The 22,210-nt window shown below is 37.7% G+C and carries 25 protein-coding genes; 6 read left to right on the forward strand and 19 right to left on the reverse strand.

The genetic code is table 11. The annotated features are described in order from the left end of the window. Nucleotides 1-235: 235 nt before the first annotated feature. From H4O18_RS00700 to H4O18_RS00735, 8 genes are all read right to left on the reverse strand, one after another. On the reverse strand, nt 236-538 hold the full coding sequence (locus H4O18_RS00700) for a hypothetical protein (protein ID WP_187581184.1): 303 nt from the start codon (nt 536-538) through the stop codon (nt 236-238). 385 nt (nt 539-923) lie between these two features. Next, nucleotides 924-1,226: a hypothetical protein gene (locus H4O18_RS00705; RefSeq protein ID WP_187581185.1), complete on the reverse strand. Its 303-nt coding sequence runs from the start codon at nt 1,224-1,226 to the stop codon at nt 924-926. 403 nt (nt 1,227-1,629) lie between these two features. Next, nucleotides 1,630-1,953: a hypothetical protein gene (locus H4O18_RS00710; protein WP_246473889.1), complete on the reverse strand. Its 324-nt coding sequence runs from the start codon at nt 1,951-1,953 to the stop codon at nt 1,630-1,632. Nucleotides 1,954-2,231: 278 nt separating this feature from the next. Continuing rightward, nucleotides 2,232-3,770 carry a DUF4301 family protein gene (locus H4O18_RS00715; RefSeq protein ID WP_187581186.1) on the reverse strand — a complete coding sequence of 513 codons (1,539 nt, stop codon included), beginning with the start codon at nt 3,768-3,770 and terminating at the stop codon, nt 2,232-2,234. Beyond that, the gene (locus H4O18_RS00720) at nt 3,770-4,333 is read right to left on the reverse strand and encodes an AAA family ATPase (RefSeq protein WP_187581187.1); all 564 of its coding nucleotides are present in this window, start codon (nt 4,331-4,333) and stop codon (nt 3,770-3,772) included. Before H4O18_RS00720 ends, H4O18_RS00715 begins: the two co-directional genes overlap by 1 nt. Further along, nucleotides 4,288-4,926 (reverse strand): nicotinamide riboside transporter PnuC, encoded by a 639-nt coding sequence (pnuC, locus tag H4O18_RS00725; RefSeq protein ID WP_187581188.1) that lies wholly within the window; start codon nt 4,924-4,926, stop codon nt 4,288-4,290. Before pnuC ends, H4O18_RS00720 begins: the two co-directional genes overlap by 46 nt. After that, nucleotides 4,910-5,170, reverse strand: coding sequence for a thiamine-binding protein (locus H4O18_RS00730; protein WP_187581189.1), 261 nt, complete (start codon nt 5,168-5,170; stop codon nt 4,910-4,912). Before H4O18_RS00730 ends, pnuC begins: the two co-directional genes overlap by 17 nt. Nucleotides 5,171-5,333: 163 nt before the next feature. Beyond that, entirely contained in the window at nt 5,334-5,966 is a 633-nt protein-coding gene (locus H4O18_RS00735; RefSeq protein WP_187581190.1) for a 4'-phosphopantetheinyl transferase family protein, read from the reverse strand. Nucleotides 5,967-6,156: 190 nt separating this feature from the next. On the opposite strand from H4O18_RS00735, the gene ahcY reads away from it, so the two are divergent. Both ahcY and H4O18_RS00745 read left to right on the forward strand, forming a co-directional pair. Next, complete coding sequence (ahcY, locus tag H4O18_RS00740; RefSeq protein ID WP_187581191.1) at nt 6,157-7,473, forward strand: adenosylhomocysteinase; 1,317 nt, start codon at nt 6,157-6,159, stop codon at nt 7,471-7,473. 113 nt (nt 7,474-7,586) lie between these two features. Further along, nucleotides 7,587-8,690: an SDR family oxidoreductase gene (locus H4O18_RS00745; RefSeq protein ID WP_187581192.1), complete on the forward strand. Its 1,104-nt coding sequence runs from the start codon at nt 7,587-7,589 to the stop codon at nt 8,688-8,690. Between the two features lie 546 nt (nt 8,691-9,236). Here H4O18_RS00745 and rpmA read toward each other — a convergent pair. The 3 genes from rpmA to H4O18_RS00760 all read right to left on the reverse strand — a co-directional run bounded on the left by rpmA (nt 9,237) and on the right by H4O18_RS00760 (nt 10,611). Continuing rightward, the gene (rpmA, locus tag H4O18_RS00750) at nt 9,237-9,497 is read right to left on the reverse strand and encodes a 50S ribosomal protein L27 (RefSeq protein ID WP_103439512.1); all 261 of its coding nucleotides are present in this window, start codon (nt 9,495-9,497) and stop codon (nt 9,237-9,239) included. Nucleotides 9,498-9,521: 24 nt separating this feature from the next. Then, nucleotides 9,522-10,055 carry a 50S ribosomal protein L21 gene (rplU, locus tag H4O18_RS00755; protein ID WP_111622451.1) on the reverse strand — a complete coding sequence of 178 codons (534 nt, stop codon included), beginning with the start codon at nt 10,053-10,055 and terminating at the stop codon, nt 9,522-9,524. A gap of 100 nt (nt 10,056-10,155) precedes the next feature. Next, complete coding sequence (locus H4O18_RS00760; RefSeq protein WP_187581193.1) at nt 10,156-10,611, reverse strand: DUF4199 domain-containing protein; 456 nt, start codon at nt 10,609-10,611, stop codon at nt 10,156-10,158. A 424-nt stretch (nt 10,612-11,035) separates the two neighbouring features. Here H4O18_RS00760 and H4O18_RS00765 point away from each other — a divergent pair, with 424 nt between their 5' ends. Then, the gene (locus tag H4O18_RS00765) at nt 11,036-11,455 is read left to right on the forward strand and encodes a hypothetical protein (RefSeq protein WP_187581194.1); all 420 of its coding nucleotides are present in this window, start codon (nt 11,036-11,038) and stop codon (nt 11,453-11,455) included. A gap of 8 nt (nt 11,456-11,463) precedes the next feature. Here H4O18_RS00765 and gldD read toward each other — a convergent pair whose 3' ends face one another. The 4 genes from gldD to mutY are packed head-to-tail and all read right to left on the reverse strand — an operon-like array spanning nt 11,464 to nt 14,900. Then, complete coding sequence (gene gldD, locus H4O18_RS00770) at nt 11,464-12,018, reverse strand: gliding motility lipoprotein GldD (protein ID WP_187581195.1); 555 nt, start codon at nt 12,016-12,018, stop codon at nt 11,464-11,466. Further along, nucleotides 12,008-13,336 carry a gliding motility-associated protein GldE gene (locus tag H4O18_RS00775; protein ID WP_187581196.1) on the reverse strand — a complete coding sequence of 443 codons (1,329 nt, stop codon included), beginning with the start codon at nt 13,334-13,336 and terminating at the stop codon, nt 12,008-12,010. Before H4O18_RS00775 ends, gldD begins: the two co-directional genes overlap by 11 nt. Nucleotides 13,337-13,361: 25 nt before the next feature. Further along, nucleotides 13,362-13,838, reverse strand: coding sequence for a single-stranded DNA-binding protein (locus tag H4O18_RS00780; RefSeq protein WP_187581197.1), 477 nt, complete (start codon nt 13,836-13,838; stop codon nt 13,362-13,364). A 24-nt stretch (nt 13,839-13,862) separates the two neighbouring features. Beyond that, nucleotides 13,863-14,900 carry an A/G-specific adenine glycosylase gene (gene mutY, locus H4O18_RS00785; RefSeq protein ID WP_187581198.1) on the reverse strand — a complete coding sequence of 346 codons (1,038 nt, stop codon included), beginning with the start codon at nt 14,898-14,900 and terminating at the stop codon, nt 13,863-13,865. Between the two features lie 131 nt (nt 14,901-15,031). On the opposite strand from mutY, the gene H4O18_RS00790 reads away from it, so the two are divergent. Together H4O18_RS00790 and H4O18_RS00795 are read left to right on the forward strand one after the other, a co-directional pair. Beyond that, the gene (locus tag H4O18_RS00790; protein ID WP_031445631.1) at nt 15,032-15,322 is read left to right on the forward strand and encodes an HU family DNA-binding protein; all 291 of its coding nucleotides are present in this window, start codon (nt 15,032-15,034) and stop codon (nt 15,320-15,322) included. A gap of 273 nt (nt 15,323-15,595) precedes the next feature. Continuing rightward, nucleotides 15,596-17,143, forward strand: a complete 1,548-nt coding sequence (locus H4O18_RS00795) for an Rne/Rng family ribonuclease (protein ID WP_187581199.1) — start codon at nt 15,596-15,598, stop codon at nt 17,141-17,143. A 568-nt stretch (nt 17,144-17,711) separates the two neighbouring features. Here the strand turns inward: H4O18_RS00795 and H4O18_RS00800 are convergent. Next, nucleotides 17,712-18,650 carry a 3-keto-disaccharide hydrolase gene (locus H4O18_RS00800; RefSeq protein WP_187581200.1) on the reverse strand — a complete coding sequence of 313 codons (939 nt, stop codon included), beginning with the start codon at nt 18,648-18,650 and terminating at the stop codon, nt 17,712-17,714. Nucleotides 18,651-18,865: 215 nt separating this feature from the next. Here H4O18_RS00800 and H4O18_RS00805 point away from each other — a divergent pair, with 215 nt between their 5' ends. After that, entirely contained in the window at nt 18,866-19,348 is a 483-nt protein-coding gene (locus H4O18_RS00805) for a regulatory protein RecX (RefSeq protein WP_187581201.1), read from the forward strand. Between the two features lie 55 nt (nt 19,349-19,403). Here the strand turns inward: H4O18_RS00805 and H4O18_RS00810 are convergent, their stop codons facing one another. From H4O18_RS00810 to bioB, 3 genes are all read right to left on the reverse strand, one after another. After that, entirely contained in the window at nt 19,404-19,901 is a 498-nt protein-coding gene (locus tag H4O18_RS00810; protein ID WP_187581202.1) for a DUF6646 family protein, read from the reverse strand. Between the two features lie 66 nt (nt 19,902-19,967). Then, nucleotides 19,968-20,825: a cupin-like domain-containing protein gene (locus tag H4O18_RS00815; protein ID WP_187581203.1), complete on the reverse strand. Its 858-nt coding sequence runs from the start codon at nt 20,823-20,825 to the stop codon at nt 19,968-19,970. 76 nt (nt 20,826-20,901) lie between these two features. Further along, a complete protein-coding gene (gene bioB, locus H4O18_RS00820) occupies nt 20,902-21,996 on the reverse strand; it encodes a biotin synthase BioB (RefSeq protein WP_187581642.1) in 1,095 nt (364 codons plus the stop codon). Between the last annotated feature and the right edge of the window lie 214 nt (nt 21,997-22,210).

Raw genomic sequence — 22,210 nt, forward strand, 5'->3', positions numbered from 1 at the left:
AGAGTTCTCATGATACATGATTTTATTACTTATATCATCATAATGTTATTAAAAAAAGCACTATTTAATCCTCAAGAAGCCCAGAAATCTAAATAACAAAAGTTTACTTTTTATTTAATCCTATGTTATATTCAAAAGAATGACATCGATCCTTAGTGTAAAAAAAAGGGGATTGCATTGAGCAATCCCCTTTTTACCAAACCAACTTGATACAAAACAAATAATTCAAGTTATATTATAGTTCTATCCAATTACCATCTTTGTCGGCATACAAAGTTCCGGTTGTACCATCTTCCAATGTTACTTCCAACTTATATTGCTCCTGCTTATTTACATAAGCCTTACTGATGGTCCCTGAAGGATAGTCAGTAGAAACGGCTGTTGCAACCGCTTCAGGTAAATTACTAGTTTCTATTTCAGAGAAGTCGTCCTGAGTTACGGCAACTTGAGTTGCTTCTCCAGCTTTCTCTTCGCCATCTTGGGCAAATGCTGTTAGACTTCCTAGTGATAATACTGCTACAAAAAATATCTTTTTCATGATTTTCATTTTAATAGTTAAACTTGCTTTATCTATTGAAAATATGATACCAGAAATAATCTTCGACTCAATTTAAACATAACACACTGTTATTGTGTTAATTACAAAATACACATTGATTTATGAACTGTGTATTTTTGGGTATCCACTAGCTTTAGTGGGTAAAAAATAAACACTTTTCGTGTGAATTTTCTTTCTAAATTACACTTGAAAGGTTATCCTATTGATTGTATTCCAATTTTCCGAAGTATAGATTCATGTTATTCTGTTTTTATAAATAGAATATTGTACTGCTTTCTTAAATAACCATAAAAAAAATGGGATCATTTAAAAACGATCCCATCTTGGTAGGCTATGCCTACAATAATAATATAAATGATACCTTCTATCTTTCAATCCAATCTCCATCCTTATCGGCATAGACAGTACCCCTTTTTCCCTTATCCATAACTATCTCCAGTTTAAACTGTTGGGAATTGTTCACAAAAGCTTTATTAATTACCGCCGTAGGATAATAGGTGTCGATTGCCTTAGTTACTGCTACCGGCAATTCCGTAGTCCCTATTTCGGAGAATTTATCTTGGGCAACGCTTATTTCAGTACTGTCCCCCTTTACTATTTTATTCTCCTGCGCACAGGCGGTTAGACTTGTTAGTGATATTGCAATTCCAAAAAATAACTTTCTCATGATTCTAATTTTAACAATTATTACCATTACCAATGGAAAAACGATACCGAAATCAATAATAACCCTCAAAAACCTGATTAACAGTAGATTGCGTCAGCATCAACGTTTATGTGAATATGGGTAATACTGGGTATTTTGGACTTGGACCGTGTTAAAATTACACACCTTTTACAATAAGGGGAGATTATTACATCCACTAAAAAACTCTTGGATAATAGCCAATAGATTTATAATTGGTCTAATTAATGTGCTTGTTATGCGTGTTATATAAACCAGAAATGCATTATATATTCTTATAATTAAGGTACATAATAAGCAACAGCTAGAAAATTTAAAAAAAAAGGGCTGCCAAACAGCAGCCCTACTAATTCAAATAACTAAAATAACTCAATATTATAATGGATTACATATCGATCCAGTTGCCTTCAGCGTCAACATACAACTCAGAATTGGTTCCATCAGAAAAAGTAACCTCTAATTTGTATTCATCTTCGTCGTTCACATAAGCTTTATTTATAACGGCCCCAGCATGATCTTTCTCCAATGCTTTGGTAATCGTATCTGGTAAATTATCCAAGTCGATTTCAGTAAAATCTTGAGCCATAATTACTTCCATAATTCCATCGTGAAAAATTGGAGGAGTTGCCAATACAGGAGTTAAACTTCCCATTGCCAAAGCAGTTGCAAAAACTAAATTTTTCATATCATTTTTCATATCATTTTTCATATCTCTAATATTTTGTGTGAATACCTATTTTTTTCAAATGATAGAAGGAAAATTGTGCCAACAATGAAATACAAGATTTTATAAATTTAACTAATTGATTTTCATATACTTAAAGTATTAAAGTCCATAATACAGCATGTATAAAAATGTATAGTCCCCAAAAAAGTGTATAAAAAATACACACTTTTTTGGGGACTAATTACTCTACTAATTCTTTGAATAAGCTTATTGTCCCGTACAATGCAGGTAGGGACCGATTACATATACCCGCCGTAATCCTATTTTACCTGGTGCGCGGGTTTTAACAAGTCGTTTACCGTTTTTACAGGATTAAAGGTCGCCAAGGGAACTTCCACAAAAATGGTATTCCAAAAGGCCATCGCTCCATTCCAGAGACCTGGCAACTCCAAGGCTTTCAAATCCTTACCTTCTTTAGTTTTTTGGGTGATAAAGCCCTGTTTAGCGTCCACAAAATTCAATAAATTAAATTTTTCTCCTTTGTAATTTCTTACACCACATACCAAATCTACCGGATTAAAATGGGTTGAGTTCTTTAATATATTTACCTGTTCCGGATTGGACATGTCAACTTGTGCGGATTCAATTATTTGAAGGGAAATATGATCGTGGGCATCCCTAATCCAAAATGGGCCACCTCCTGGTTCGCCTTCGTTCTTGACCATACCACAAATACGGATGGGGCGGTTGATTTTATCCTTTAAAATTTCTATTTGCTGTCCAATACTAAACCCATTGTACTTATCCAAGAAACGTACGTTGAGTTCTTTTTCCAAAAACAATTTTATAGTCTCTAGTTTTTCGGAGGAAAGATTATCCCCGTCCAATGCTTCTGCATATTCAAAAGCTTTGGCTTGCAATTCCAAGAGTAATCCGGCCAGTATTTTTTTACTTCTTGCAACCTCCCCAGACAATCTTGGGGCCACTACATTATCAATATTTTTAATAAAAATAATGTCCGCATCCTGCTCATTTAAATTCTCTATTAATGACCCATGTCCTGCTGGCCTAAACAGTAGGCTACCATCAGAATTTCTAAACGGTTTATTGTCCAAGGTCACCGCAATGGTATCCGTAGAAGGTTTTTGAAAGGAATAATTTACGGTAAATGAGGTAGAGGACTCCTTTGCCACCCTTTCCCCTGCAATCTTAAATTCCTTATTGAACATTTCACCGTGTTGTTCCGAAATGGTAAAATGTAGATTAGCCTGGTTATTTACCTGGGCATAGGCAACTGCCTCCTTTAAATGTTCTTCAAACGGGGTTGCACTGTACTTACCATAATTATGAAAATTCAAAAGGCCCTTAGGATAAAATCCGAAATTTAAACCTTCGGGCATCAACATTTCCTTTACAAAAAGGTACTTTTCCTCGTCTTTCGACTTTGTTTTGCCAGCTATCCGTTTTTGTATAATATCGTAAAAGGCAAATTTCTCATAGCCTTCAAAAAAAGTTTTAACGTCCTTATCCTTGGTCCTGTCCAAATAGGCCTCGAATTTTTCGGTTTTTGGGTCGTAGGTATCCAAAAAATTAAACATCGCCTTAAACATTCGGGATGCAGCACCGGAAGCCGGCACAAATTTCAAAAGTGAAATTTTCTTTTTTGATTCCTCAAATTTTTTAATTAAGGCTTCTTCCTGGGTATCAGAAAATTTAGAAATTCCATCAGATACTATTGCTGCCTTTTCCAAACGTACAAAGGGAATACCCTCCTTAAACGTCTCTATTTGACCTAGAACTTTTTCCTTGGAAATTCCTTTCTTTTCTAATTGCTTTTTGTCGTCTTCCGTTAATTCCATTATTTTCTCAGTAGTTGGTTAATGTAGTTCTTGGCCGTTGTGAGCCTTGCTTTTTTATCACCCTTTAATATAATAAAATTCCTGTTATATTTTTCCAAAGTATCCTTGAAATAAAGAAACATTCGTTCACGGTCATTTGGCTTATCCCTTAAGTCGTCCTTTTCCCACGGAATGTCTATATAGGTCAAAAAATAAACATCGTAAGTATTCTGTAGTGCGTAAGCTTCCAATACTGGATCGCAATACCCTAAATAATAGGCCTCGGAATACACTTTGGTCTCCAGGAGGTCCGTATCGCATATTAAAACTTCATTGGCTTTTTTGGTCAGGGAGTTTTCTAATTTTATCTGCCCCTCAGCTATAGGCAATAAATCTTTGGGTTCACAAGTCTTCTTTTCCTTGTCCCATTTATCCTGAAGATAATCACGGGCGTATTCCGGCACCCAAACAGTATTGTAATGTATCGCCAATTCACGGGCCAAGGTTGTTTTTCCCGTAGATTCAGGACCAAATAAGACTACTTTAATAATACTTGAGGGCTCTTGTTTAAACTTTTCTTCCATGCAAGGTATCCGAAAATGGCAATAATGGTGAACAATAAATATTGCAGAGATGTAAAGATAAGTCCTTTATATAAATATAGGGGCACCGATATTACATCACCAATAATCCAATATACCCAATTTTCAAGTTTCTTCTTTGCCATAAGCCACATTCCTACAAAGAAAATTGCTGTTGTTAAAGTATCTACATATGCGGTCCAGCTATCAAACTTGTCAAAAACCAAGTACACCAAAGCAACAAAAATGACGGTAGCACCAAATAGAATAAGCGACAAGTTCTTTTCCTTTGCGGTTGTAAGGGTTATGGGAATAAAGTGGACCTCGTCTACCTTTCTAGTCCATACATACCAACCATAGATACTCATTGCAAAATAGTAGGCATTGATCAGCATATCTCCCAATAGACCAAATATCAAAAGTATATATACAAACACTCCGGTACTTAGAATTCCTGTAGGAAATACCAAGATATTCTCACGCATGGAATACCAAACACTTAAAAATCCAAAAACCACCCCTATCATTTCCAATATTATTAAATGTGTGGGCGTATCTTGGTACTGGGCAAAAATCCAATCAAAAATGGGGTTCATAATCGCTCCGGTCAGATTTTACAATTTTCATAAATAGTAATCCCTTATCCATTAACTCAAAGGAAGCCTTAATCTCAGCATTGAGAACCTTCATCACCTGGTCATATTCTCCGTAAATCTGCGTACTTAAAGGGTTTTCCAATACTGTAAGGCCGGAGACCCTAAGTTTTTTAATGAAATTGATTATGTGTTCCTCGAAGTCGTCTTGCAAGGGAGAAAGGGTAAGCTCTACTGATATATTCATGATTTAACTTGTCTTATGACGGGTAATCAACTAAGAATAGTGGTATTAAATATTGGCCAAAAATAACCCTTCACGTTCAAAGTTTTAGAATTTATTTAGGGATATTAATCGCAACACAGGAATCGTAACCAAGGACAGAGCACACCTAAATTTGGACCATCCGCTAAACTTTAATAGCGTATACGCAGGTGTATCCCTCAAACTCCAAAAATATAATATTGTAATGCGACGATTTACCCTTATACAGAATGGTTCCCGTGGTCTCCGTGTCCGACAAGGAAAAGTCGGTAATATCTATATGGTGCAAAAAACTAAGACCGTGTTGTGCATATATCTTATACAGCGATTCTTTGGCTCCCCAAACAATCGTAAGTTTTCTTACCAATGCATCTGCATTTGCCACGGTTTTATATTCCTCCAAAGGAGTGTATTTATTGGCGATGCTAAGAATTTTATCGCGCTGCATTTCTATATCAATTCCAACCTCTTTGGAATCGGAAATAATTATACCGGTAAATTCGTGTGAATGGGTAATGGAGATGAACTTGCCATCCTTTAAATGCGGTTTGCCCGCATCATCGTAATACAGATCATGATCAACATAGCCTTCTTCCGCCAACAAATGCCTGATACTCAAAAACCCCCTTCTGTGCAATTCCGATTTCATGCCCATCATTCGTTTTTGGCAATGTGGGGTTAGCACAATCCCTTCGGAAAGTTGGGATTCCGTTTCCTGAACTTTCCAAATCAAGACTTTAGCGTTTTCGTCTACTGTTATTGTTTTGTAAAGAGGCATTAGGTTATTTAAGTTATTACTACCTTTGCAAATGCAAAAAATAAGATAATTGTTCTATTACTAAAGTAAAAATAAAAACGGAGAAGAAATAAGCTAATCGAAGATATTCTTCATTTAAATTATTTTTAATTAATTTCTCCTTATTCTATTTTGGCGATTATGACCAATTAACTATAACAAAGATAAATATATGAGTACTAAAACCATTCCTTACGTACCCTATAAAGTAAAAGATATTGGCTTAGCCGATTGGGGAAGAAAAGAAATTGAACTAGCAGAAGCCGAAATGCCCGGCCTAATGTCCTTAAGGGAAGAGTACGGAAAAGAACAGCCTTTAAAAGGCGCCCGTATTGCAGGATGCTTGCACATGACCATACAAACTGCCGTTCTTATTGAAACTTTGGTAGCCTTGGGAGCAGATGTTACTTGGAGTTCCTGCAATATTTTCTCTACCCAAGATCAAGCTGCTGCAGCTATTGCGGCCTCTGGGGTGCCAGTATATGCTTGGAAGGGAATGAGCGAGGAAGAATTTAACTGGGCCATTGAACAGACGTTGTTTTTTGGTGAAGATCGCCAACCTTTAAACATGATATTGGATGATGGTGGTGACCTTACCAATATGGTGCTCGACAAATATCCAGAATTGGCCTCAGGTATAAAAGGACTTTCGGAAGAGACCACCACTGGTGTCCATAGGCTTTACGAGCGTGTAAAAAATGGAACTTTGCCAATGCCGGCTATCAATGTTAACGATTCTGTTACCAAATCCAAATTCGACAACAAATACGGATGTAGGGAAAGTGCTGTAGATGCCATTCGCAGGGCTACAGATACCATGCTCGCAGGTAAAAGGGTCGTAGTTGCCGGATATGGCGATGTAGGAAAAGGAACTGCTGCATCTTTTAAAGGAGCAGGCTCTATTGTTACCGTTACCGAAATTGATCCAATTTGCGCCCTACAGGCCGCAATGGACGGTTTTGAAGTGAAAAGGCTGGATACCGTTATTGGCAATGCCGACATCGTAATAACCACTACAGGAAACAAGGATATTATTCAGTCCCAACATTTTAAAGCGATGAAAGATAAAATCATCGTTTGTAATATTGGTCATTTCGACAATGAAATAGACATGGCATGGTTGAACAAAAACTACGGTCACACCAAGGATGAGATAAAACCTCAAGTAGACAAATACACTATTGATGGTAAAGATATTATTGTTTTGGCCGAAGGTAGATTGGTAAACTTAGGCTGCGCTACAGGTCATCCAAGTTTTGTAATGAGCAACTCGTTCACCAACCAGACCTTGGCTCAAATGGAACTTTGGAACAACACTGACAAATACAACAATGAAGTTTATATGCTTCCGAAACATTTGGACGAAAAGGTAGCCGCCTTGCACTTGTCCAGATTGGGAGTGGAATTGGAGACTTTAAGACCAGAGCAAGCAGAGTACATCGGGGTATCCGTAAAAGGCCCGTTTAAACCTGATTACTACAGGTACTAGATTTTATACTTATATAGAAAGAATCTGGACACCTTTATAATGTTATATCAAAATCCTTATCTTACCTAAGCAGATAAGGATTTTGATTTTTTTTTAATTCCCACACAAACTTAATGAACATACTCTTAACAGGAGCTACTGGAACCTTAGGTTCCCGAGTGTTATTTTCACTTTTAGAATTCCACTTTCAAAGTGTAGAAACCATATACCTTCCTGTTCGGAAAAAAACTTCGGTTAGCGCAAAAGAACGTATTGCAAAAGTATTATCAAGTGACTTTACCACTGATTTTGTAAAAAACAACCTCCCTGAAATTTTAAAAAAAATTGTAACAGTCGACGCCCAAGACCTATTAAATCCTACGTCATTTATAGGGAACAACAGAATTGATTATTTTATACATTCAGCTGGTTTTGTAAACCTATCCACCGACCCAGCAGCCAAAGAGGAAATTTTTAACCGGAATCTACAGTTTACCAAGGACATTTTCAATGCCTATCAAAAGCATATTGAAAAATTCATATATATAAGTACGGCATTTGCCGCCGGTAATATTGGCGGACTTTTGGATAATGATTATTCCAACATAAAACACGACAATTATCGCAATTATTACGAAGCTTCCAAACACGCTTCCGAAAAGTTTCTATTAAAAGCTGGTAAAGACATTAATATTCCCATTCAAATTTTACGACCTAGCGTTCTTGGGGGAAATATTAATGAAAGCCCAAACTACTTCATATCAAAATATATGGTTTTTTACCTTTTTGCGAAGTTTTTTCATAACAACAACTCCAAAGATGCCATAAGAATTACTACCAAGGCAGGCACCGGCTTAAATATAATTCCAACCGATTATGCAGCTCAAGTAATTGCGAGGGTGATTTCTACGGATATTCAACAATTGAACATTGTTCATTCCAAAGAAACCAATATGATAAAGGGCATATCCAAAATATTAAAGGTAGTAGGGTTCTCGAATTTTAGTTTTACCGAAGACCAAATAAATACCTCAACAGGGTTTTCTTCAAAATTGGAAGAGTTTTATTATAAATCTATAGGGATACATTTACACCCGTATATGACTTCCAAGCCCAATGAATGGGACACCCAACTTTTAGAAAGTATTTTACCAATACCAAGCTATAACCTTGTGGATTATTTGTCTGAAACAGTTGCATTTGCCAAGTTGAACAATTTCAGGAGTCAGCCGTGGTAAGGATGAAAAGGCTATGAGTCATGCTTAATTGTTGTATTTCTGCAAAAATTGGGATGAACATGATTTATACTGTTCTTTAATTTCAGCTCTATTTATTAGGCATAATCGAATGAAACTTTTGTTGAAATTATTCTTTCATTTTACTCAATTGGTTGTTATTGTTTTTTATCGGATTTCGTGAATCTTCGATTTCTTTGCTTTCCAATGAAACCGACGCAGGAGGTTCATGAATACCTTATTATAAAATAGAAAGGCAATGAATAAAACGAAATAAACCTGCCTTCCGGCAGGCAGGAGAAAAGACCCTTCTTCACTAGATCGAATTCGATAAGGAAAAATAATTATTCAACTCAAAAGGAGTACGGAACACGAACTCTGGGATAGTCTATTCTATCTTTTTCTAATTCACACACAACTTTTGTGATTGATCCCATGTTAAATCACAATTGAAGACGGTAAATCGGCAAAAAAATATCTTTAAATAACCAAAACAAAAAACCCTCTTTGTTTCCAAAGAGGGTTTCTAAATTTTAAAAGACTTGCTTTTTAGGCTTCAAATGGTTCAATAGAAACATAAGATTTACCTCCAGCTTTCTTTTGGAACTTAACAAGACCATCAATCCTTGCATGCAAAGTATGATCTTTTCCAGCGTAAACATTCTCACCTGGGTTATGCTTAGTACCACGTTGTCTTACAATGATGTTTCCTGCAATGGCAGCTTGTCCACCATAAATCTTAACGCCTAAACGTTTCGATTCTGATTCCCTACCGTTTTTAGAACTACCTACACCTTTCTTATGTGCCATGATATAATGTTTTAATTCTTGTTATTAACTTAAAGCGGCAATTAATTCAGCCTTTTTCATTGAAGAATAACCTTCAACTCCCTTAGCTTTTGCCAATTCTCTTAGCTCAGCAACTGTATTTTTACTCAAATCTTCAGTAGCCTTTGCTTCCACCTTCTTAGGTGCTTCAGCTTTTACCTCTGCTTTTTTAGCGGCAGGCTTAGCTTCTTTTTTTGGTTCCGCCTTTTTCTCAGATTTTTTAGCTCCAGAAGCAATGATACCCTCTATTACCAATTCTGTCAAATATTGACGATGACCGTTTTTCTTTTTGTAACCTTTACGTCTTTTCTTTTTAAAGACAATTACCTTGTCACCTTTTAGGTGCTTAATGACTTTAGCCTCAACAGCGGCTCCGTCTATAGCGGGGGCGCCAATTGTGATGTTACTACCATCTTCCAACAAAAGAACGTTATCAAAGGTTACTTTGCTACCTTCTTCGTCTTGTAAACGGTGAACATACACTTTTTGGTCTTTCGCAACTTTAAATTGCTGCCCTGCTATCTCTACAATTGCGTACATAGCTTGTGTTATTTATATATTTAAGAACAAGCCTAATATTTACTTAGGCGGGTGCAAATATACTCCTAAATCCTTAATCCACAAGTGATTTTTAAGATTTTTAAACCGATTTTCTTTTGAGGTTGTTGGAAGTCTTGAACAATTGCATAAATGAAAGGGTCAACACCAAGGAAGTAGCAAATCCCATAATGGCCACAGTAAAGAACACTATACCTTCAGAAGTATTATAATCCCTAAACCAGACTTTGGAAAGTTTATCCAAAAACCCAAGATTTATTTCAGTAGCGTAAAAGGCGAAAAAAATTGTGAAAATCAATGTCCCCACAAAGCCGGTAATAATTCCCGCCGAAAAACCTTTACCATAATTGAAGGCAGGTCCTTCCTTAAGCCTAAAGTATTTTATAGCCTCATATATTCCAAATCCAGTTATTACACCATTAAAAAGGCTGTAAAATATATTTGTATGTAAGTTAAAAAGCGACAACAATAAGAAATAGGCAATTAATGAGCCACTAACAGCTATTCCAAACCTAATCGGGAGCGCGTATTGTTTCATTGTTTTAAATTTTCAGGTTATGCATTTAATTTACAGAATTTTAATGATTTATGCACGCTAATTAACAAGGAATTGATTTTGAAGTCCGTTTTCTTGACACTCCCTCCATTATCCATTCGTAGACTATGTATTTTAAAGGCATACAAAATCTCCCAATCTCTACACACTGTTAATTAAATTTATTTTTCTTGGCTTAAAACCATTGTTTTTGTTCGAGTATCACAGTAATGTATCATAGTGATAACACAACATCCACCAATTTCTGTAAAAATGGAATCGAAATACAGCGTACAAAAGCCCCAATTCAGTATCTTTGATTTAGAATAAAAAGTGTGGTGCTGAGCATTTCCATGAGGGTCGACCCCACTTAAAACTTAACTTAAAAAGTCCTTTTGGCCCTGTGAATTATTATTAAATCTACCCTATGACAAAAAAAAATCTAATTCTTATTATATCCATTTTAATCGCAGTTACCTACTCCTGTAAGGAAAAGAATAATGAAGTTTCCCAAATGAAAGAGGTAATGGCCATTCATGATGAACTAATGCCCAAAATGGGGACTATAGGTAAATTGGTCTCGCAATTGGATGAAGACATAACCAATGATGCTTCTTCCAATGACTACGCAGCAGCAAGGGAAGACTTAAAGGCAGCGCATAAGGCCATGATGGATTGGATGAAAGGCTTTGGCGAGCGTTTTGATGGTGATGAGATATTAAAAGCAAAGGCCTTGACAGATGAAAAACAAAAATGGTTGGATGAAGAGGAGACCAAAGTCAAAGCCCTCAGAGATCAAATAAATTCGAGTATTAAAAAGGCAGAGGATTTGCTTAAAAGCAATTAATCAGCCTATTATTTCTTCCAACGCAAGGATTCAATAATGTTCCGCATATCTTTCTGTAAGTACACCGCTGCAGGCAAAATAGAATCATAATTGGGTTTGGCATAAAAATACAAGGATCCGGTTACAAAGTGCTTGGTGCTGTCCGTTACATAAAACTGGGACTGGGAGGCGGCATCACCCTTTATCTCATAATACATTCCATATACCTTATGGGGTTCATTCACTACTGGGTCCTCATAAATACCCTCGGCCTTTAACACATGCTCATAGCTTAACTTCTGGGCATCGGTAAGAAGCTTATCCAAATTCCCGTTTACCTCCTTGTAATTAACAAAAATGGACCCCTTCATTAATGGATAGTCCAAAACAAAGGAAGTATTTGTTTCGGATTTTAATCTGGCCATTTCATTGTACTTGATAGAAAAGTGCTCGGTTTGTAAAACTTCTTCCTTTCCAGATGGATATTCCAACCTAAGCATTGCCTTGGGCTTGGGCAGAACATCATCTTTACATGCAGTTATAAAACAAACCATAAAAATTAAAAGTCCAATATTAAGCTTCATGTGGCAATGTAATTTTTATCTGTTTCAATCGTTTTTTATCAAGGCTCTCCACAACAAATTGATAATCCTTGAATATTACCACCTCTCCCCTTTTAGGAAAGCTTCCGGCAATCTCCAAGACAAAACCCGCTACAGTTTCCGATTCCCCTTTTTTCTCCTCAAAATCATCTTCATCCTCAATTTTAGCAACTCTATAAAAATCCTTCAAAGCCGTTTTACCATCAAAGACGTAGTTAAAATCGTCCAGTTTTGAGAAAATTAAATCCTCATCATCAAATTCATCACTAATATCCCCAACAATTTCTTCTATAATATCTTCAAGCGTAACTATCCCGGAGGTACCCCCATATTCATCCACCACAATGGCCAAATGATTTTTCTTGGTCTGGAAATCCAACAATAAATTATCCAATTTTTTGTTCTCCGGAACAAAATAGGGCTCTCGGATCAGGGACATCCAATTGAAGGTTTTTCGGTCTATGTAAGGCAAAAGATCCTTAACATAAAGGACCCCCAAAACATTGTCCATATTTTGGGAAAAAACCGGTATCCTGGAATAACCATGGGTTTTAATTTCACCTAACACTTCCAAAAATTTCATTTCCTCGTTAAGGGCAAAAATATCAATCCTCGGTCGCATCACCTGTTTGGTATCCGTATTTCCAAAAGAGACGATCCCCTCTAGAATTTTCTGTTCCTCCACGGTCGTATCTCCCTCTGACGTGAGCTCCAAGGCCTGGGACAAATGTCCAACGTTCAGGTTGGATTTCTGCTTGCCCAATTTATTGTACAGGTATATCGTGGCAGACCTCATGGGGAGACTTAAAGGGGAAAATAAAAAATCCAACACCTTTAGTGGGTAGGTCATAAAAAAGGCAAAGGTAAATCTATTGCGATTGGCGTATACTTTTGGCAAAATCTCCCCAAACATCAATATTAAAAAGGTGACCACTACCACCTCCAAAAGGAAGCGTACAGGTAAAATTCCAAATATAGTATAGGTAATATCGGCGAAAATAGTGTCGCCAATGTTATTGAACAATAATACGACCCCAATATTTATGGCATTATTTGCAATTAAAATAGTGGCCAACAGTTTTTTTGGACGGTCCAAAAGTTGAACTACAATTTTCCCTTTGGCCGTCTTTTTTTCCTCTATTTCATTAACATCGGTTTGGGATAGGCCAAAAAAAGCGACCTCAGCCCCCGAAATAAGGGCAGAACAAAATAACAAAATTAAAAGTATCGCGATTTTTAGGGCAAAACCGCTATCGATTGCAATAAAATTCAATAATAAACTAAGGGGGTCTGGGTCCAATAGTCAGTCTTTAAATTTAATTAGTCTAAAATGGTAGATCATCTTCCTCTTCGGGTCCGTTTGCACCTAGGGGCTCATTAACCTTGTTTGTTGTATTTGTTGTTGCAGATGACCCCTGCTGCGGTTGATTCTGGTTGCTTGCTTGGGAGTTGGCCGTACTCTCTTTTTTGGTAGTCAAAAAAGTAAAATCCTGAACATGCACCTCGGTGGTATACCTGGTATTACCATCTTCCCCTTGCCATTGACGGTTTTTAAGTCGCCCTTCCACATATATTTTATCCCCTTTGCTAAGGTACTTTTCACAGATTTCCGCGGCTTTGTTCCTTATTACAATATTATGCCAATCCGTATTGGTCACCTTTTCTCCAGTCTGCTTGTTGGTATAGGTTTCATTGGTAGCCAATGGAAATCTTCCAATACAGTTGCCACCTTCAAAATAGTGCATCTTAACCTCATCTCCCAAATGCCCGATCAGCATTACCTTATTTAGTGTTCCGCTCATAACTCAAATTATACTTCAAAGGTACTAAATTTTAAACGTTTTTATAAAATCTGCAATTAAAACTGGAACAGGATATTTATGAAGTTCAGCTATTTGTATTCCATTTTCCAGATTGGAGTCAAAGGTGATGATCCAAAACCTAGTGTGCAAATGTTGATGGGAAAGTTTATGAACTATTTTATTTTCATTGTACAAGTATATTTCCGAAGGTTCTTCCAAGGTAATATATTCTCCAAGATTTTGGGCCACTTCTGCTTGCTCTATGTACTTTTCCGTTTCCAACAACGGGAATTGGTACAAATTTTGCCAAATTCCACTCCCCTTTCTTTGCTGCAATAAGGTTTGCTTATTTTCGTCTACCAGGACCAAATAATTAAAATAACGATTACGAACCTTATTCTTTTTAATTTTCACAGGTAGACCATCAATGTTGTTGGTCGCAAAAGCCACACAGCTTTCCCGTAAAGGACAAATTCCACACTCTGGACTTTTGGGAGTACATTGTAGGGCACCAAATTCCATTATCCCCTGATTATAATCCCTAATGTTAGTGACATCCATGACTTTTTTGGCCAATTCCTTAAAATAAAGAATCCCCTCGGAACTATTAATAGGCAGGTCCACTCCATAATAACGGGCCAAAACCCTATATACATTTCCATCCACCACGGCCTCTGGTAGATTGAAACAGATAGAAGCAATTGCACTGGCTGTATAATCGCCAATTCCTTTAAGTTTCAAAAGCTCTTTATAGGTATTTGGAAACCTGCCATTATATTTTTCAGAAATTATTTTTGCAGTGGCATGTAAATTTCTTGCCCTCGAATAATACCCCAATCCTTGCCATAATTTAAGAACCTGTTCCTCTGGTGCTCCTGCCAAATCCTGCACTTTCGGAAAGGCCTCCACAAACTTTAAATAATAAGGTATACCTTGCGCCACACGGGTCTGTTGTAGCATTATTTCAGACAGCCAAATAAGATAGGGGTCATGGGTTTTTCTCCATGGAAGAAGTCTCTTATTAACATGGTACCACTCTAAAATTATTCTGGAAAAATTCATTTAACAGGGAATAATTTACAAAAGTAACGGTTTACTAACTTAAAATTAAGTTCCTTAGCAATGAAAGATTCAATTTAATTCATATATTTGCATCCCGAAAAAAAAATTCTTTAGAAATTTATTTAGTTAAAATGACGAAAGCGGAAATTGTAACGAAAATCTCAGAAAAACTGGGAATTGAAAAAGGAGATGTGCAAGCAACTGTGGAATCTTTCATGGATGAAGTTAAAACATCTTTAGAAAGCGGAGACAACGTATACTTAAGAGGTTTCGGCAGTTTTATCATTAAAACAAGAGCTGAAAAAACAGGTAGGAATATTTCCAAGAATACTACCATAAAAATCCCCGCACACAACATCCCTGCCTTTAAACCGGCAAAGGTTTTTGTTGAAGGAGTAAAGAGTAATGTACAAGTCAAATAAAATAATATTAATCTAAAAAAATAGACCTCTATGCCTAGTGGTAAAAAAAGAAAAAGACATAAGGTAGCTACCCACAAGCGCAAGAAGCGCAGGAGAGCTAACCGACACAAGAAAAAGTAGTTGTATCAACTACTTTTTCCTTTTATACGTTCCTTGACATAGAAATTCGTAAAAGAATTTCGACGGGTTTACACAACCTGTACAAATTATTGTTTAATCATTTGTCCCCGCTCGAGAATTATTGAGTGGCAGGATGAATATAAATTAATTCAGGTGAATAGAGAATTAATCGTAAGATCTAGTTCCAATGCCATTGATTTTGCCTTGCTAAAGGATGGAAAACTCACTGAATTGCACAAAGAAGAAGACAGTAACGACTTTGCCGTAGGCGATATTTTAATTGCCAAGGTTAGAAAGCCGGTAACTGGACTAAATGCAGCCTTCGTAAATGTAGGGTACGAGAAAGATGCCTTTCTACATTACCACGATTTAGGGCCACAACTAGCTTCTATGTTGAAATTCATTAAAAAAGTTAGCACTGGAAAACTTAAGGACTATTCCTTAAACAATTTTCAGTTTGAAGAAGATATTGACAAAAATGGTAGCATCACTGATGTTATTAAAGCCAATCAATCTTTACTGGTACAAATAGTAAAGGAACCCATTTCCACAAAAGGACCTCGAATAAGCTCTGAACTTTCCATAGCTGGCCGTTACTTGGTCATGGTCCCTTTTTCCGATCGCGTATCGGTTTCTCAAAAAATCGAAAGCAAAGAAGAAAAAGATAGGCTAAAAAGACTCGTCAGGAGTATTAAGCCTAAAGGGTTTGGCGTTATTATCCGAACAGTAGCAGAAGGTAAAAAAGTTGCAGAACTAGACAAAGACTTACAAAATTTACTGAACAAGTGGTCAGTAATGTGCGACAAAATTCAAAAAGCACCACATCCATCCAAAGTTTTGGTTGAGCTCACTAGAGCTTCCTCCATTCTTAGAGATGTTTTTAATGATTCCTTTACTGGAATTCATGTTGATGATGAAACGCTTTTTGAACAAGTAAAAGATTATGTGCATGAAATTGCACCCGAAAAAGAATCTATTGTAAAGTTGTATAATTCTTCTGTGCCCATTTTTGAAAAATTTGGGATAGAAAGACAAATAAAAACTTCATTTGGCCGTACGGCTTCCATGAGCAAAGGTGCTTATTTAATTATTGAACATACGGAAGCACTTCACGTTATAGACGTTAACAGTGGTAACCGTTCCAATAAAGCCAAAAATCAGGAAGACACAGCCCTTGAAGTAAATTTATTGGCCGCCTCAGAAATCGCAAGACAATTGCGACTTCGCGATATGGGAGGAATCATCGTCGTAGACTTTATCGACATGGGCAAAGGCGAACACAGAAGACGCCTTTTTGATCACCTTAGGGATGAGATGAAAGACGACAGGGCCAAACACAAAATACTGCCCCCAAGTAAGTTTGGACTCATACAAATTACAAGACAACGGGTTAGACCCGAAATGAACATTAAAACAAGTGAGGAAAATCCAAATGGCTCTGGCCAGGAGGTTGAAGCTCCAATTGTTTTGATCGACAAGATAAATTCAGATCTGGAAAAGCTCTTAAAAGGTCCGGCAAAAGATGATGGAATCATTTTAAACATACATCCATTTATTGCCGCTTATTTAACCAAAGGGTTTCCATCCATACGTTCCAAATGGTTTTTGGAACATAAAAGATGGGTTAAAATACAACCCAGGGATGCCTATACTTATCTTGAATATCGTTTTAAGAACAAAGACGGTAAAACCATATACTAATGAATAAGCGACTTCCAAAACGGAGTCGCTTTTTTTGTTTTAATATGTATTGATTATGGTTGTACGTTTAGGTGTCAATAAAAACATTGGAACAGGATTGTTTACAGCTTGGCTAATGCCAGACTATTAGGAGTAAAATTATCCCAAGAACCATTTACCACTATAAAATTATTCTTTCATTTTCTTTGCTTGTCCAAAGAAAACGAAACAAAAGAAAAGACACTCCTTCATTATGTGTCCCCAAAAATCTTGGGATTTTTGTGACCGGTGGCCCGGCCTAAATTATTTCCCAGGCTTCAATAATTCTTCACGGCCACGCCTCCTACACTACAGAAGGAGATCGGCCCACAAGACGCTATTTACTTCTAAGGCAAAAGTTTTCAGTAGATAAAAAGGCTTTGTTGTTTTCCAAATCTTAAAATTCAACCCAGGGATGCCTATACTTATCTTGAAAATCGTTTTAAGAACAAAGACGGTAAAACCATATACTAATGAAAAAGCGACTTCCAAAACGGAGTCGCTTTTTTTGTTTGCAAACTTTTAAATTTCCTATAATTACAACCTCAAATTACTTCACCCTAGGTGTAACCACAATATTTCTAAATTCTATTGGACCATGATCGCCCTGAAAGTACAATGGCCCTGGCTCACCCTCCTTACTATCCAAAGCTCCTCCAGTAATTCCGGGGATTATTTGGTCGCTAATTACCGTAGTTCCGTTAGCCACAACTGTAACCCTTCTCCCTATCAAGGTAATATCATATTCCTGCCATTCGCCGGCAGCCTTGGCTACCACCTCATTAGGTGTAAGAAAGCCATATACGCCACTATATTCCACATCTGAAGGTTCTGCTCCTTGACTATCGGTTATCTGCACCTCGTAGCGTCCCCGTAGATAAACCCCACTATTACTACCCTTGGGATATTTAAATTCCAAATGCAATTTAAAATCATCGAATTTTTGCTCAGATACCAAATTGGACCCGGATTTAGGACTTTTTAACTCTCCCGCATCTACAATCCACTGGTTTTCACCCATGGCCTGCCATCCACTTAAATCCTTTCCGTTGAATAATTTAATAGGCTTGCCCCACTTCGGATTTTTGCTATGCTCCAATTTAGGGGCACGCGTAGCCACCCAATTGTAAGTTTGGCCATTGGTATACAACATGGTCCCCTTTAATTCATCACCGCTCATAGTGCCTTCAAATTCCATATTACGATCACCACTTTCCCATTGCGGAGGAATGGCGAAACTAAATTTCCCATCATTCATTTTTACTTCAGCAATAGGACGGGCACTACCCATGGCATATACGAACCTTCCTACCAAAGTACGACTACCGGAGTGACGGATTTCCAACCAGGAAGGAAGTTCTTCCCCATCTTGGGAAATAACCATATCCCAGCGTCCCTCTATCGGGTTTATTTGCTGGGCAAAAGTCAAAGTAGTAAATGCCAGTAAAAGGCTCAGTGCTACTACACACGTCTTAAATTTATTAATCATTTTGGAGATTGTTTTTATGAATCGTAAATATAATTACATTATACCTAGTTCACCAATATAACCCCTCAAAATAACCACACTTATGGCCTAGTAACTTTAAGACATTGAAAAAATAAGAGGGTAGCTTTATCAATACCGTAAAGCACCGTATATTTACAGCATTGCTCCCACAAAATCAACTGGTGCAATAGACAAACAAGAGCCTTATTGACCGAATGATCCAAATTAAAAATTCATATACCGTAGATGAAGCCACCAAGAAATTGGAAGGGTATTGTGCCTATCAGGACCGTTGCCATAAAGAGGTGATTTCCAAGTTAAGGGCAATGAATATGATTCCCGAGGCCATAGACCTTATTGTGGGACATCTTATTAAAGAAAATTTCCTAAACGAAGAACGCTTTGCCAGAAGTTTTGCCCGGGGCAAATTCAACATAAAAAAATGGGGAAGAATTAGAATTGAAAATGAGCTGAAGTATAGGGAAATCTCCAAATACAATATAAAGTTGGCCATGGAGGAAATAGATTCCAAGGAATACTTAAAATCCTTTAATTCCTTAGCCAAAAAACGCTTGGCGGAAATAAGGGAGAAAGACCTACAAAAACGACGTAAAAAATTAGCGGATTACCTCTTATACAGAGGGTGGGAAAGTGGAATGGTGTATGAGAAAGTCTACGAACTAGTTCCCAACAAATAACAATAACCCTTCCGGCCCCTCCAACATGAAGGGGGCGAAGAGTCGTATATTTATATTAATTTAAGTTAAAGGACGCCCCTATACTGAAGACAAACTGGTTGTGCAATTTTTCTGCCGCTGTCAAAGTCTCAGTTTTATATTTTGCCAGAGGCGCGTTTAATTCGGTAAATACACCGAAGCCATCGCTGAAAAAGTACCTAATACCTAAATGACCGCCAAAATTCTTAAGACCAAGGTCCAATCCGGGATAAATATCCACATTGTCACCTAACTGAAAAACGCTACCCAAATTGGCATTAAATCTTGCCTTTAAGTCTATTCTATCACCAAAATCGGCATTGATCAGCTCCGCAACCCCTAATACATAGGAAGAAGAAAGACCCAGAGAGAAGTTTTCACCCAAACCGTAATCATAGGTCACGACAATTCCAGTTCCATTATCCTGAAAGTTGGTCCCTATCTGAAATTTCATATCTTCCCTACCCTCAAAAGCCTGTGCATTAACAGATGCCACAGCTAAAATAAACACCAATGCAATTAATAATTTTCTCATAGTTATCTTACAATTATATTTTTTAATTAAAGGCGACAAAGATATTCCTTTCTGCAAACAAAAGCCCTAAGACAACTGCTTATTTGTTCTCTCAATAGCCTGTTCATTCTTCCAATCGATCCACTCCTGCCCTTTTAGCCTGCGCATTATGTTATCATAATAACGCATTACCAATACATTGTAGAAGGCCCTTCCCAAATTAACAGGGTTTCGGGCAATGGCACGTAAACTCATGGAAAAACCGGGACTGAGATATTTCATATAATGCCAATACCCTTCAGGCATATACAACACCTCGCCATGTTCCAACCGGGTTTTAAATCCGGAGGCATTTTTTAAGGCGGGCCACTTTTCATAATCGGGATTGGAAAAATCTATGCTTTCATGAGTAATCAAGGAATGTGGTACTTTATACAAGTATTTATTCTGTGACTGGGAAAAAAGGATAATCTCTTTCTTTCCTGCGAAATGAAAATGAAAGATATTGGCCAGATCAATATCATAGTGCATAAAAGTGTGGGAATTGGTCCCTCCAAAAAAAAGCATGGGCAGCCCCTTCATTAAGTTCAGGCCAAAATCAGGAAAAGAATAATCCTTCTGTAGCTCTGGAACCTCTTTAAGAATATTCCATAAAAAGATGCGATATTTTGTAGGCTCCTTTTGCAAAAGGTCCAGATAATCGGACATTTTCATTGTTGCATGCGGCTCATTAAAGCCATCTTTGTAATGCACCGGACGATCATCATATAGTGGTACCGTCTTATTGCCGGCCACTTGCCCCATATAATCAAAATTCCATTTGGTATAGGCAGGCCATTCCTCAATACACTTTTCTATAACCACAGGTTTTTGCGGCCTAAAATAGTTGTTGAGAAACTCTTCTTTGGTAATATTCGCTACCCTTGGAATCTCCTTTAAGTTCAAAATAACTTGATTGATTATTCTAGCAAAATTAAAAAAACCAAAAATAATTTTCTTGGCAATTTATTCCAACGCAGGATTACTCCGTTAGATTGGCCTTCTTTTTTGCGGCTTCATTGCGGTCAATGGTATGTCCGGGCCTAGTCCATTTTGGCTTTTCGCCCTTGGCTGCATACTGGGAATCCTTAGCTTCCACAGTTTGTGGCTGGGAAACCTTGGTAAAAGCTTTTTGTGGGTTTAATCCCAACAACTTAAACATAGCCATATCCTCATTTACATCCGGGTTGGGGGTAGTAAGCAACTTATCCCCGGCAAATATAGAATTGGCACCGGCAAAGAAACACATGGCCTGCCCTTCCCTACTCATTTGAGTCCGACCGGCAGATAAGCGCACTTGGGTTTCGGGCATAATAATTCTGGTAGTGGCCACCATACGAACCATATCCCAAATTGGGATTGGAGGTAGGTCTGCCATAGGGGTACCTTCAACAGCCACTAAGGCATTGATCGGCACGGATTCCGGTTGTGGGTCCAAAGTGGAAAGGGCTACCAACATTCCCGCCCTATCTTCCAAAGCTTCGCCCATACCAATAATACCACCGCTACAAACGGTAACATTACTCTTGCGTACGTTGTCTATAGTATCTAAACGATCCTTAAACGCACGGGTAGAGATTACATCTTTATAGTAGTCCTCGGAAGTATCCAAATTATGGTTGTAAGCATATAGTCCGGCTTCCGCCAAACGATGTGCCTGGTTCTCGGTAATCATTCCCAAAGTACAGCAAACTTCCATGTCCAGCTTGTTAATAGTACGCACCATCTCCAACACCTGATCAAACTCGGGTCCGTCTTTTACATTTCTCCATGCAGCTCCCATACACACCCTGGAGCTCCCTGCTGTTTTAGCGCGTAGGGCCTGAGCCTTAACTTGGGAAACGCTCATAAGATCATTGCCTTCAAGATTGGTATGGTAGCGTGCAGCCTGTGGACAGTATCCACAATCCTCTGGACATCCCCCTGTTTTAATGGATAGCAAGGTAGATACCTGAACCGTATTGGGGTCATGGTTTTCCCTATGTACTGTAGCCGCCTCGTAGAGCAGCTCCATAAAGGGTTTGTTGTAAATATCCAGTATTTCCTGTTTGGTCCAGTTATGTCTTACTTCGCTCATACAATTTAGTTCTTGGGGCTTTCCCCAACTTCCTTTGACATCTGTAAGGTGTAGACCTACAAGGTCGTCAAGACCTTGCAGGTCCTCCTTGCAGGACAAGGAAGTCGGGGTCGGGCTTTCCGCTATATCTTTTTCAGTTTACCTTCGCTAGGCGCGGTAAACATAAAAAGGATGTCGCTGCAATCCCTAAGCCAACATCGATTTAAGCGTCAAA

Source organism: Arenibacter arenosicollis (genome assembly GCF_014397245.1).
GTDB lineage: Bacteria > Bacteroidota > Bacteroidia > Flavobacteriales > Flavobacteriaceae > Arenibacter > Arenibacter arenosicollis.

Excerpts from the sequence above, each read along its gene's own strand:
- H4O18_RS00700 (WP_187581184.1), bottom strand. The coding sequence starts at position 538 with ATGAAAAAGATATTTTTTGTAGCAGTATTATCACTAGGAAGTCTAACA.
- H4O18_RS00705 (WP_187581185.1), bottom strand. The coding sequence starts at position 1,226 with ATGAGAAAGTTATTTTTTGGAATTGCAATATCACTAACAAGTCTAACC.
- H4O18_RS00710 (WP_246473889.1), bottom strand. The coding sequence starts at position 1,953 with ATGAAAAATGATATGAAAAATGATATGAAAAATTTAGTTTTTGCAACT.
- H4O18_RS00715 (WP_187581186.1), bottom strand. The coding sequence starts at position 3,770 with ATGGAATTAACGGAAGACGACAAAAAGCAATTAGAAAAGAAAGGAATT.
- H4O18_RS00720 (WP_187581187.1), bottom strand. The coding sequence starts at position 4,333 with ATGGAAGAAAAGTTTAAACAAGAGCCCTCAAGTATTATTAAAGTAGTC.
- pnuC (WP_187581188.1), bottom strand. The coding sequence starts at position 4,926 with ATGAACCCCATTTTTGATTGGATTTTTGCCCAGTACCAAGATACGCCC.
- H4O18_RS00730 (WP_187581189.1), bottom strand. The coding sequence starts at position 5,170 with ATGAATATATCAGTAGAGCTTACCCTTTCTCCCTTGCAAGACGACTTC.
- H4O18_RS00735 (WP_187581190.1), bottom strand. The coding sequence starts at position 5,966 with ATGCCTCTTTACAAAACAATAACAGTAGACGAAAACGCTAAAGTCTTG.
- ahcY (WP_187581191.1), top strand. The coding sequence starts at position 6,157 with ATGAGTACTAAAACCATTCCTTACGTACCCTATAAAGTAAAAGATATT.
- H4O18_RS00745 (WP_187581192.1), top strand. The coding sequence starts at position 7,587 with ATGAACATACTCTTAACAGGAGCTACTGGAACCTTAGGTTCCCGAGTG.
- rpmA (WP_103439512.1), bottom strand. The coding sequence starts at position 9,497 with ATGGCACATAAGAAAGGTGTAGGTAGTTCTAAAAACGGTAGGGAATCA.
- rplU (WP_111622451.1), bottom strand. The coding sequence starts at position 10,055 with ATGTACGCAATTGTAGAGATAGCAGGGCAGCAATTTAAAGTTGCGAAA.
- H4O18_RS00760 (WP_187581193.1), bottom strand. The coding sequence starts at position 10,611 with ATGAAACAATACGCGCTCCCGATTAGGTTTGGAATAGCTGTTAGTGGC.
- H4O18_RS00765 (WP_187581194.1), top strand. The coding sequence starts at position 11,036 with ATGACAAAAAAAAATCTAATTCTTATTATATCCATTTTAATCGCAGTT.
- gldD (WP_187581195.1), bottom strand. The coding sequence starts at position 12,018 with ATGAAGCTTAATATTGGACTTTTAATTTTTATGGTTTGTTTTATAACT.
- H4O18_RS00780 (WP_187581197.1), bottom strand. The coding sequence starts at position 13,838 with ATGAGCGGAACACTAAATAAGGTAATGCTGATCGGGCATTTGGGAGAT.
- mutY (WP_187581198.1), bottom strand. The coding sequence starts at position 14,900 with ATGAATTTTTCCAGAATAATTTTAGAGTGGTACCATGTTAATAAGAGA.
- H4O18_RS00790 (WP_031445631.1), top strand. The coding sequence starts at position 15,032 with ATGACGAAAGCGGAAATTGTAACGAAAATCTCAGAAAAACTGGGAATT.
- H4O18_RS00800 (WP_187581200.1), bottom strand. The coding sequence starts at position 18,650 with ATGATTAATAAATTTAAGACGTGTGTAGTAGCACTGAGCCTTTTACTG.
- H4O18_RS00805 (WP_187581201.1), top strand. The coding sequence starts at position 18,866 with ATGATCCAAATTAAAAATTCATATACCGTAGATGAAGCCACCAAGAAA.
- H4O18_RS00810 (WP_187581202.1), bottom strand. The coding sequence starts at position 19,901 with ATGAGAAAATTATTAATTGCATTGGTGTTTATTTTAGCTGTGGCATCT.
- bioB (WP_187581642.1), bottom strand. The coding sequence starts at position 21,996 with ATGAGCGAAGTAAGACATAACTGGACCAAACAGGAAATACTGGATATT.